We start from the raw sequence: 10,002 nt of genomic DNA on the forward strand, positions 1-10,002 counted from the left end.
ACGTCAGGGGAAGAGAGGCGGGGGTCCATGCGGCCGGGGCGACACCCCGGCCGCATGGACCCCCGCCCCTTGAGGTACCCGCACGCGCATGCCACTCGACCACACCCAGGCCCCCGTCCTGCAAGCCCTCGCCGCCTACCGCGACCACCATGAACTCGGCTTCACGCCACCGGGGCACAAGCAGGCGCGCGGTGCTGATCCCGAGGCGCGGGCGGTGCTCGGGGACGCCGTGTACCTCGGCGACGTGCTCGCGTCCGGCGGGCTCGACGACCGGCGCATGCGCGGGCAGGTCCTGCAGCGGGCCGAGCACCTGATGGCCGATGCCGTGCACGCCGAGCACACCTTCTTCTCGACGTGCGGCAGTTCCCTGTCGGTCAAGGCCGCCATGCTGACGGTCGCGGCCCCGCACGACTCCCTCCTGATCAGCCGTGACGCGCACAAGTCCGTGGTGGCCGGGCTGATCCTGGCCGGCATCGAACCCGTGTGGCTGGAGCCCCGGTGGGACCCCGAACGGCATCTCGCGCACCCGCCGTCCGCCGCCACCGTCGCCAAGGCGTTCGCCGACCACCCCGAGGCCCGCGGTGCGCTGGTCACCAGCCCCACCCCGTACGGCACCACCGCCGACCTCTCCGCCATCGCCGCGGTCTGCCACCGGCAGGGCCGGCCGCTGATCGTGGACGAGGCATGGGGCGCCCATCTGCCGTTCCACCCCGATCTGCCGGCCTGGGCGATGGACGCGGGCGCCGACGTGTGCGTCACCAGCATCCACAAGATGGGCAGCGGCCTCGAACAGGGCTCCGTCTTCCATCTCCAGGGAGATCTCGTCGACCCGGCCGCGCTCGCCTCCCGCGCGGATCTGCTCGGCACGACCAGCCCGTCCGTGCTCCTGTACGCGGGCATCGACGCGTGGCGCCGCCAGATGGCCCTGCACGGTCGCGAACTTCTCGGCGCCGCACTCGAACTCGCCCACACCACACGGCAGTCCATCGACGCCCTCGACGGTCTGCGGGTCGACCGCCGCGAGGACTACTGCGGACCCGGCCGCGCCGACGGCTTCGACCCGCTGCCCGTGGTCGTCGACGTCACGGGCCTGGGACTCACCGGATACCGCGCTGCGGACTGGCTGCGCGCCCGGCACCATATCGACGTCCACCTGGCCGACCACCGCTGCGTCAGCGCCCAGCTCACCCACGCCGACGACCACGACACCACCGGCCGGTTGCTGACCGCGCTGCGCGACCTGGTCCACCGCGCCCCGTCGCTGCTCCCTGTGCGCCAGGTGCGGGTCCCGCAACCCGCCGAGCTGCGTCTGGTGCAGGAACTCCTGCCGCGCGACGCGTACTTCGGACCGGCCGAGGACGTCCCCGCCGAGCAGGCCGCGGGCCGGGTCGTGGCGGAGATGCTCACCCCGTATCCGCCGGGCATCCCCGTGGTCCTGCCCGGTGAGCGGCTCACCGACGTGGTCCTGACCTATCTCCGTACGGGCATCGAGGCCGGCATGAACGTCCCCGACGCCGCCGACCCCGCCTTGCGCACGATCCGGGTCGTCGCGGAGCGGTGAACCGGGAGCCCACGCCGCCGATGGCCAGGAGCGCGGTCGGCGCCTGACGGGCGTCAGGACAACGGCCGGTCCTGTCACGGCTGCTGACCGCGCCTGCCGTACCCCCACCACACGATCACCGTGCACACCAGCACCACCGCCCCCACCACCCTGAGCGCCGACGACATCCCCGCGCCGTAGTCCCCGCCGTCCGCCGACAGGACGGTCCCGGTCACCGCGACGCCCAGGGCGGCGCCCAACTCCCTTGCGGAGGTGCCGAGTCCGGAGCCGAGGCCGGCCGCGTGCGGGGGCAGCGCCTCCAGTACGCCGATCGTCAGGGCCGGCATACAGATCCCGGTGCCGAAGGAGATGACCAGGAGCCACACCACGTAGAGGCCGTACGGGGTGTGCGCACCGGCCGTGGAGGCGGCGAGCAGTCCCGCGCCGATGAGGGCCAGACCGGTCGTGATCACCGGCCGGGGCGAAGGGGGTCTCCCCTGCTCGGGCGAAGCCGGGAGCTTGGGGAGGCGCCGGCGGGCCGCGAACCTCGGCGCCAGGACCATCCCCGCGCTGACCGGCATGATCGCCAAGCCGGCCAGTGCGGGACCGTACCCCTTGAGGCCCTGCAGGTACTGCGAGTTGACGAAGAAGAGGGAGAACAGGCCGAAGAACCCGGTGGCCAGACCGAGCGCCGCCGCGCTCAGCCGCGGTGCGCGAAAGACACGCGGGTCGAAGAGCGGTGCGGGGGAGCGCAGGGCGTGCCGTGCGAAGGCGGTCGCGAGCAGGGCGCCCAGGGCGAAGGCGCCGAGGACGCGGGGGGACGTCCAGCCGTACGTGGGCCCCTCGATGATCCCGAAAAGCAGGGCGAACAGCGCCGCGGTGACCAGCAGGGTGCCCAGCGGGTCGGGGTTGCCCCGGGCCGAGCGCCCGGTGCGTGGGACGGCGTACGCGACACACCCGGCGAGCACCCCCGCCAGCGGCACCATCAGCCAGAACAGGGCCCGCCAGCCGAGGAACTGCCCCGCGAGCCCGCCGGCCAGATTGCCGAACGCCCCGCCGACGCCGATGGCCAGCGTCCACACGGCCATCGCTCGCGCCCGGCGGAGCGGAGTGTCACCGAGGTGGACGAGGATCGACATGGTGGACGGGGTGATCAGGGCCGCGCCGACACCGCAGACCGCCCGGCCGGCTATCAGCACACCGGGTGAGGCGGCCAGGGCGCTGGTCATCGCACCGGCCGCGAACAGGGCGAGCCCGGTCAGGAGCGCACCCTTGCGCCCGTAGCGGTCGGCCGCCGCGCCCGCGGGGATCAGCAGACCGGCGAAGGCGAGGACGTACGCGTCGACCGTCCACATGATCTCGGACGCGGACGGGTGCAGCGCCGAGGAACTCAGCTGCGGGATCAGCAAGTTGATCGCCGCCACCATGCTCTGCGCCACCATCACGCAGGCGCAGACGGCAAGCAGCGTGGCCCGCCCGAGCTTGGGGGCGGGCGCCGTCAGGGCAGGCGTGAGCATGGCGGCTCCTTCGGGAGCTGGTGCGGTTGGGGGTGCGCTGAGAGGGCGCCCGTTCAACGTAGGCTCGGGATCGGTCTGCTTTCCAGTGCAAGTTATGCAGGGAGTACTTGCGTATGACGCAATCCGCGAGACGCCCGCCCGGCCCCGGCCCGGCGACCGGCCTCGACCTGAACCTCCTGGCCGCCCTGGACGTGCTGCTCGAGGAGGAGAGCGTGCGGGGCGCGGCACAGCGCCTGCATCTGTCCGAACCGGCGATGAGCCGCACCCTCGGCCGCATCCGCAAGGCGCTCGGCGACCCGGTCCTGGTGCGCGCCGGCCGGCGCATGGTGCCCACGCCCTACGCGCTGTCGGTCCGTGCCGAGGTGGGTGCGGTCGTCGAGCGGGCCCGGGCGCTTTTCGCCGCGCACGGGGAGCAGGATCTGCGGGCTGTGGAGCGGACGTTCACCGTGCACGGCCAGGATTCGATCGCCGCTCTGCTCGGCCCGCGGCTGCTGGCCCGGGTGCTCGAAGAGGCGCCGGGCCTGCGGATCCGCTTCCTCGGCGAGAGTCATCTCGACGCGCCCGTACTGCGCGAGGGCACGGCGGACCTGGAGGTCGGCGTGATCGACTCCACGGCCCCCGAGGTGCGGGTCGAGCCGCTGTCCGTGGACCGGATGCGCGGGGTCGTGCGGGCCGGACACCCGCTCCTGAAGGGCAAGTTGACCGTCCGCCGGTTCGCGCAGTCGGCCGAGCACCTCACCGTGTCACGCCGCGGCAAGCTGCACGGACCGGTCGACGAGGCCCTGGCCGAACGGGGGTTGAGCCGGCGGGTGGTGGGCGCGGTGGCCTCTTTCCCCGCATCGCTCTTCCTCGTACGGGACACCGACCTCATCGGCCTGGTCCCCGGCTGGTCCACCCCGATGACCGACGCACTCGGTCTGGTCACCTTCCCCGTCCCGCTGGACCTGCCGCCCCTCGCCCTGGCGATGGCCTGGCATCCGCGCCTCGACGCGGACCCGGCGCACCGGTGGTTGCGGGGGTGTGTGCGGGAGTTGATGGGGGTGGGCGAGCAGCCGGGCCGCTGACCCCGAGGGCGAGCTGCGGGCAGCCGGGCCCGCTGACCCCGAGGGCGGGCAGCCGGGCCGCTGACCGGTCGGAGCGGGGGTCCGGCTGCTGAACTCCCCTCCTACCAGGACGACTTGCGCACTCCCGGCAGGAACCCGGCATGCGCCTGCTCCCGCAGGTTCACCCGGGAGAGGCCGAACGTGCGCAGATAACCCCGGGGCCGTCCGTCGACACTGTCCCGATTGCGTACGCGGGTGGCGCTCGCGTCACGCGGCTGGCGCCGCAACTCACTCTGGGCGGCGAGACGTTCGTCCTCACTGCTCGACGGCCGGCGGATGATCTCCTTCAGCTCCGCCCGGCGGACGGCATGGCGGGCGACGAGCTCGCGTCGCCGCTCGTTCTTCGCGATCTTGCTCTTCTTCGCCATCAGACCCGCACCCCGCGCGCCCGGATCCGGGCCACGGCGGCCTCGATCCCGATCGAGTCGACCGTCTTGATCCCCTTCGTGCTCAGCGTCAGCCGGACATGGCGGCCCTCGCTCGCCAGCCAGTACCGCTTGCGCTGCACGTTCGGATCGAAACGGCGTGAACTGCGCCGGTGGGAGTGGGAGATGGTCTTGCCGAAACCGGGCTGCCGCCCGGTCAGCATGCAGTGCGCGGACACGTGACGTACCTCTCTCGTCGGATCGCGGCTCCCTTTTTGTTAATGGGAACCATTTTCATTTACTCTAACCGACATGGCCCGCAACGAACTACGTCCTGTCATCAAGCTCAGGTCCACCGCAGGGACAGGCTTCACCTACGTGACCCGCAAGAACCGCCGCAACAACCCCGACCGCCTGGTCCTGCGCAAGTACGACCCGGTCGCCGGCCGCCACGTCGACTTCAAGGAGGAGCGATGAAGCCCGGGATGCACCCCGCCGGGGGAGCGGCGGATCCGTCCACGGGGCTGCCCGTGGTGATCGTCGCCGGGCTGCACGCCGAGGCCCGCAAGGCGACGGTCGAGCGGCTGCTCGCGAGCGCGCCGGACAGCGTCGCGCTCCACCACGACCTCTCGACGGCCGTGCACGGCACGGTGGTGCGCACCCTGCGCGACGCCGGCGGCGTACTCGGCACCGGGGAGGCCCCGCTCGCCAACGACTGCGCGTGCTGCGCCCTGCGCGAGGACCTGGTCCCCGAGCTGGAACGGCTGGCCGACGCCGGCCTGACCCGGCTCGCGGTCGTCGAACTCTGGGACTCGGTCGAGCCCAAAGCGATGGCCGAGGTGGTGGCCGGCCACGGGTTCACCGTCGCGTCGGTGATCACGGCGGTGGATCCGGCGCTGCTGCTGCCCTGCCTGGGCAACGGCGACGATCTGATGGCCGCCGGTCTCGCCGCCGCCCCCACCGATCAGCGCACGATCGCCGACACCTTCGCCCGCCAGCTCGAATACGCCCCCGTACTCGCCGTCGTCGCCGGCCCCGAAGCCGCCGACGAGGACCGGGCGCTGCTCGCCCAGCTGCACCCGACCGCCCGCCAAGTCACGCTCGACGGCGAGGAGTTGGCCCGGACCGCGCTGGCCGGCTTCGACGTCGAGGCCGCCGCGGCCGCCCAGCATCCGGCCTGCGCGCTGCTGCCGCAGGAGGCCGACGAGGCCGGGGTGGCCACGTATGTCTGGCACGCCCACCGCCCCTTCCATCCCGAGCGGCTCTACCAGGCCCTGGAGGATCTGACCTGTGCCGCGGCCCGCAGCCGCGGCCGGTTCTGGCTCGCCGACCGGCCCGACACGCTGCTCGCCTGGGACGCCGCGGGCGGAGCGCTCTGCGTGGAGAACGCCGGGCCCTGGCTCGCCTCGCTGCCCGACGCGGCCTGGGAGCTCGTCCCCGCGGTACGGCGCGCCGCCGCCGCGCTCGACTGGCATCCCGAGCACGGCGACTGCTGCCAGCACCTGGTGTTCACCTCGCCGGGCCTGGACCGCGACGGTCTGCGGCGGGTCCTCGACTCCTGCCTGCTGACCGACGCCGAATACGCCGCCGGACGCGACGCGTGGAAGCACCTGCCGTCCGGCTTCGACACCCTCCTGGAGGTCTGACCGCCATGTCCCCGCGCCGCGCCACCGAGCGCAAGCCCGTCAAGTCCCGCCCCAACCCCCTGGATGCGGCGGGCATCACGTACATCGACTACAAAGACACCGATCTCCTGCGCAAGTTCATCTCCGACCGCGGCAAGATCCGCAGCCGCAGGGTGACCCGCGTGACGGCCCGGCAGCAGCGGCGACTGGCGCGCGCCGTCAAGAACGCCCGCGAGATGGCGCTGATCCCGTACGCAACGCGGTGAATCGAGGGGCGGGCCTCGAGGCTCAGCCCTCGAAGCCCGCCTCCTTCAGCGACTTGTCGATACGGGCACGGTGGTCGGCCTCCCACTCGTCGAGCGTCAGGTCCCCCTCCTTGGCGGCCTTGAGGCGGGCGGCCGTGAGCACATCGTCCGCGCCGTCCCGCGGGACGACCACGATGCCCTCCTCGTCGGCCACGACGATGTCGCCGGCGTGCACGATCACCCCGCCGACCCGGACCGGTCCGTTGAACGGTTCGACCGTCCTCTTCTTGCCCGGGATCGGCACAACGCCCTTGGCGTACACGGGAAATCCGCTCGCGCGGACCTCGGCGACATCGCGGATCGCCCCGTTCATCACGAACCCCGCGATACCGCGCCGCTGAGCGATGGCGCACACATTGCCGCCGGCCAGGGCGTACCGAGCATCGGCCGCCTCGACGACCAGTACGGACCCGGGCTCGGCCCGGTAGATCGCCGCGTGCAGCCCCAGTTGGTCGCCGGCCGGACACCGCACGGTGAACGCCGGACCGGCGATCCGCGGCGCCGGGCCCCACAAGGCGCGGATCTCGAGGTCCATCACCTGGGCGCGGCCGACCGCTTCGGCGAGGGTCGTCGGGGAGAGGTCACGGAAAGCGGTGTGGTCGGTCATGGCCGGTTCGTCCTCACTGTGTTCGGTCCCTGGGCACCCGGCTCGACCTGATCACGGGTGAGGTCCGGGAACAAGAGGTGACGGACGCGCGGGACCGTGACCCGTGTCGCTGTTGGGCCGAACGGGTGAGTCTGCGCAAGAATCGAGTGGTGCAGACAATCAGTGCGAGCCACAAGGCCGGCGGAAGCCGACGGCCGGGGCAGGTGGAACAGTGAACCGTCACTACCGCGACGTCACGGACGAACAGTGGGAGGGGCTCGCCGAGGTCGTACCCCTGCGCAGCCGTGACGAATGGCCGTCCTGGCCGGGCCATCGCGCCCTGCCCGAGGCGCAGACCGAAGCGCGCCGCCGCTTCACGGTGCTGCGGGTCAACGTGTTCGCGGACGCGCGCGACGTCGCCCAGTCCCTGATGGGCGGGATACCAGTGCTGCTCGACCTGAGCGGCGCCGAGACCCAAGTCGCCAAGCGGGTCCTGGACTTCAGCAGCGGAGTGGTCTTCGGGCTGAGCTGCGCCATGACCCGCGTCGACCGCAATGTGTTCCTCCTGACACCCGCTGACACCGAGGTGCAGGGGCTGGTACAGCACGCGACGGGGATCGGCCTGCCCCGTTCGTAGCGGTGTCCTTCGATCGTAGGAACCGGGCACTGGCGGAACGGTTCGCCATGCGGCGGCCCCCATAGCGTCCCGCTATGACTGTTCTCACCCAGGCGCCCCAGGGCGCTCGGCCCTTCCGGCCCCCCGCCCGGCCGCCCCCCCCCAGCGCCCTGCGGCTCTCCGCGTTCGCCGGGCACCGGGGCGCCACCGTCCCGCTCGGACCGTTCACCCTGATCACCGGGGCCAGCGGCAGCGGCAAGAGCGGCGCGCTGCGGGCATACGACGTGCTCGCACGCCTCGCGTCAGGGGCCGCGCTCGCGGACGCCGTACCGGACCCGCGGGCGTGTGTGCCGGAGTGGGCGCGCCCCGACCGGCAGGGCCGGCGCGGCTTCCGTATCGGATGCGCCGTCTCCGGGCCCGCGGGCCGGGTACGGCTCGACCTCGCCGTGCAGGTCGAACCCGAACTCCGTATCGCAGGCGAGCGGTTGACCCTCGGCGACGTGGTCCTCATGGAGTCCGCCCTGCGCGACCCCGGGCGCCGCACGGTCCAGGCGGCCTGGCACACCGCGGGCAGCGCACCCGTCACGCGTGCGCCGCTGCCCGACGACCGGCTCGCCACCGCGCTGCTTCCGCTGCGGGTCGCCGGCAAGACCGACGGGCAGCGCAGCGTCCTCGCCGCGGCCGAGCAGGTCGTGCTCGCACTGCGTTCCTCGTACGCCTGCGATCCGCAGCCCGCGCGGATGCGCGCCCCCGTGCCGCCCGGTTCGGGCCGGCTGCTGCGGGGGTGCGACAACCTGGCCGATGTGCTGCGGCGTACGCGCGCGGAGTGCGGAAAGCGCCATGCGCAGCTCGTCGCCGCGGCGCGGATGGGGTGCTCGGGGGCGGTCGCGGACGTACGCGTGGAGGGCGCGGCGGACGGGACGCTGCGGGCCGTGCTCGACCGGGGCGCCGCTGTCGGCACACCGCTCGCGCGGCTCGGGGACGGCGAGTTGCGGTATCTCGCACTCTCGGTGGTGCTGCTCACCGGGCCCGGCGTGCTGGCCGTGGACCAGGTGAGCGAAGTCCCTTCTGCGCTGCAGCCGTTGACGGTCGTCGCCGACGGCTTCGACCGGGGGCTCGACCGCCGCCCGCGCGCCGGGCTGGTTCGGCCGGGGGCGGGGGTGGGCGCGCGGGGTCGCAATCGCCTGCTGGGCACGGTGAGCGAGGAGGCGGCGGGGGCGGGTCCGTTCGACGGCGCGACGGTGGTAGACCTTGGGCGTGACAGAGAAGGAACAGAACGGCACGAGCAGCAAGAGCGACCTTGACGTACGGGAGCTGCAGCGCAGGCTGGCCGCGTTCGCGGCCGCGCGGGACTGGGGCCCGTACCACACGCCGAAGAACCTGACCTCGGCGCTCAGCGTCGAGGCGGCCGAACTCGTCGAGATCTTCCAGTGGTTGACGCCCGAGCAGTCCGCTCACGTCATGGACGACCCGGACTTCGCCCATCGGGTGCGGGACGAGGTCGCCGATGTGCTGGCGTATCTGCTGCAGTTCTGCGAGGTGCTCGGGGTGGACGCCCTCGAGGCGCTGGCGGACAAGATCGACCGCAATGAGCGGCGGTATCCGGTGGGGGCGAAGGGGCCCGCGGTGCCGGGGCGGATCAAGTCGACGCCGGGGAACGGTCGTTCGTCGACCTCGGAGGCCGGTCGTTCATCGATCTCGGGGACCGGCCGTTCATCGACCTCGGACGGTCACTCTGCGGAGTGACGAAGTTATCCACAATCGCGCTTCTGTCCACAGTTTCCCGAAATCCTCTGGCCCTCGAGCCCGGAAGCCCTCACTCTGGGTAGTGAACAGGTAGGGCGTCGCGGATACGCGGCCGGAGCGCGGCCGGCCGGATGCACGGCACGGGGGACATGACATGGATGCGGTACGGCTGATCGCGGCCACCAGAGGTGCGCTGGCGCGCAGTGAGGCGCCGCCGGACGTCCTGGCCGAGGCCTGGCAGGCCCAGGCACTGGCCAGGACGATGGCGGCCCGGCTCGCGGTGAGCGGCCCACCCGAACTCCGCCACGAGGCCCTCGATTTGAGCGAGGTGAGCGGCCGCGGCTGTGGCACGCTCGGCACGTCCCTCGGCCCTGACGGCATACGGGCCACCCGCCTCACCTCCGTCGCGGACCCCCGCGCGGCCCTGATCGCCCTGGGCGCGCTCCTCGGCGAGGTCGGCATCGCCCTGGTCGGGGTGGCCTGCGCGGTGGACGGGGAGGCGGACTACTGGCAGTGCATAGAGGCCATCGACGCCGCGGACGACTCCCACGACCGCGTCCTGGAGATGCTGCGACGGCTGGGGGGACGGGGGGTGGGGC

At 72.8% G+C, this 10,002-nt stretch carries 13 protein-coding genes; 9 read left to right on the forward strand and 4 right to left on the reverse strand.

Annotation, left to right across the window (positions count from 1 at the left end):
* Nucleotides 1–88: 88 nt before the first annotated feature.
* Complete coding sequence (locus tag JAO81_RS18060; protein WP_199548890.1) at nt 89–1,561, forward strand: aminotransferase class I/II-fold pyridoxal phosphate-dependent enzyme; 1,473 nt, start codon at nt 89–91, stop codon at nt 1,559–1,561.
* 74 nt (nt 1,562–1,635) lie between these two features.
* Here the strand turns inward: JAO81_RS18060 and JAO81_RS18065 are convergent, their stop codons facing one another.
* The gene (locus JAO81_RS18065) at nt 1,636–3,057 is read right to left on the reverse strand and encodes an MFS transporter (RefSeq protein ID WP_199548891.1); all 1,422 of its coding nucleotides are present in this window, start codon (nt 3,055–3,057) and stop codon (nt 1,636–1,638) included.
* Between the two features lie 113 nt (nt 3,058–3,170).
* Between JAO81_RS18065 and JAO81_RS18070 the strand changes: the two genes are divergently transcribed.
* The gene (locus tag JAO81_RS18070) at nt 3,171–4,121 is read left to right on the forward strand and encodes a LysR family transcriptional regulator (protein WP_199548892.1); all 951 of its coding nucleotides are present in this window, start codon (nt 3,171–3,173) and stop codon (nt 4,119–4,121) included.
* 101 nt (nt 4,122–4,222) lie between these two features.
* On the opposite strand, the gene rpsN is transcribed toward JAO81_RS18070, so the two are convergent.
* Together rpsN and rpmB are read right to left on the reverse strand one after the other, a co-directional pair.
* On the reverse strand, nt 4,223–4,528 hold the full coding sequence (rpsN, locus tag JAO81_RS18075; RefSeq protein WP_199548893.1) for a 30S ribosomal protein S14: 306 nt from the start codon (nt 4,526–4,528) through the stop codon (nt 4,223–4,225).
* The gene (gene rpmB, locus JAO81_RS18080; protein ID WP_199548894.1) at nt 4,528–4,764 is read right to left on the reverse strand and encodes a 50S ribosomal protein L28; all 237 of its coding nucleotides are present in this window, start codon (nt 4,762–4,764) and stop codon (nt 4,528–4,530) included. The genes rpsN and rpmB overlap by 1 nt, the downstream gene beginning before the upstream one ends.
* 73 nt (nt 4,765–4,837) lie before the next feature.
* On the opposite strand from rpmB, the gene rpmG reads away from it, so the two are divergent.
* From rpmG to rpsR, 3 genes are read left to right on the forward strand one after another with little or no spacing between them, the layout of a single operon-like run.
* The gene (gene rpmG, locus JAO81_RS18085) at nt 4,838–5,002 is read left to right on the forward strand and encodes a 50S ribosomal protein L33 (protein ID WP_199548895.1); all 165 of its coding nucleotides are present in this window, start codon (nt 4,838–4,840) and stop codon (nt 5,000–5,002) included.
* Nucleotides 4,999–6,171, forward strand: coding sequence for a GTP-binding protein (locus JAO81_RS18090; protein WP_233415535.1), 1,173 nt, complete (start codon nt 4,999–5,001; stop codon nt 6,169–6,171). The genes rpmG and JAO81_RS18090 overlap by 4 nt, the downstream gene beginning before the upstream one ends.
* Nucleotides 6,172–6,176: 5 nt before the next feature.
* Nucleotides 6,177–6,416, forward strand: coding sequence for a 30S ribosomal protein S18 (gene rpsR / locus JAO81_RS18095; protein WP_199548896.1), 240 nt, complete (start codon nt 6,177–6,179; stop codon nt 6,414–6,416).
* Nucleotides 6,417–6,438: 22 nt separating this feature from the next.
* Here the strand turns inward: rpsR and JAO81_RS18100 are convergent, their stop codons facing one another.
* Complete coding sequence (locus tag JAO81_RS18100) at nt 6,439–7,062, reverse strand: RraA family protein (RefSeq protein WP_199548897.1); 624 nt, start codon at nt 7,060–7,062, stop codon at nt 6,439–6,441.
* Between the two features lie 211 nt (nt 7,063–7,273).
* On the opposite strand from JAO81_RS18100, the gene JAO81_RS18105 reads away from it, so the two are divergent.
* The 4 genes from JAO81_RS18105 to JAO81_RS18120 all read left to right on the forward strand — a co-directional run.
* Entirely contained in the window at nt 7,274–7,678 is a 405-nt protein-coding gene (locus JAO81_RS18105) for a cell division protein SepF (RefSeq protein ID WP_199548898.1), read from the forward strand.
* A 74-nt stretch (nt 7,679–7,752) separates the two neighbouring features.
* Nucleotides 7,753–8,961, forward strand: coding sequence for an AAA family ATPase (locus tag JAO81_RS18110; protein WP_199548899.1), 1,209 nt, complete (start codon nt 7,753–7,755; stop codon nt 8,959–8,961).
* A complete protein-coding gene (locus JAO81_RS18115; protein WP_199548900.1) occupies nt 8,915–9,403 on the forward strand; it encodes a nucleotide pyrophosphohydrolase in 489 nt (162 codons plus the stop codon). The genes JAO81_RS18110 and JAO81_RS18115 overlap by 47 nt, the downstream gene beginning before the upstream one ends.
* Nucleotides 9,404–9,557: 154 nt before the next feature.
* On the forward strand, nt 9,558–10,002 hold a 445-nt coding region (locus JAO81_RS18120), incomplete at its 3' end, for a DUF6099 family protein (RefSeq protein WP_199548901.1).

This window comes from Streptomyces sp. N35, from assembly GCF_016464295.1.
Lineage (GTDB): Bacteria > Actinomycetota > Actinomycetes > Streptomycetales > Streptomycetaceae > Streptomyces.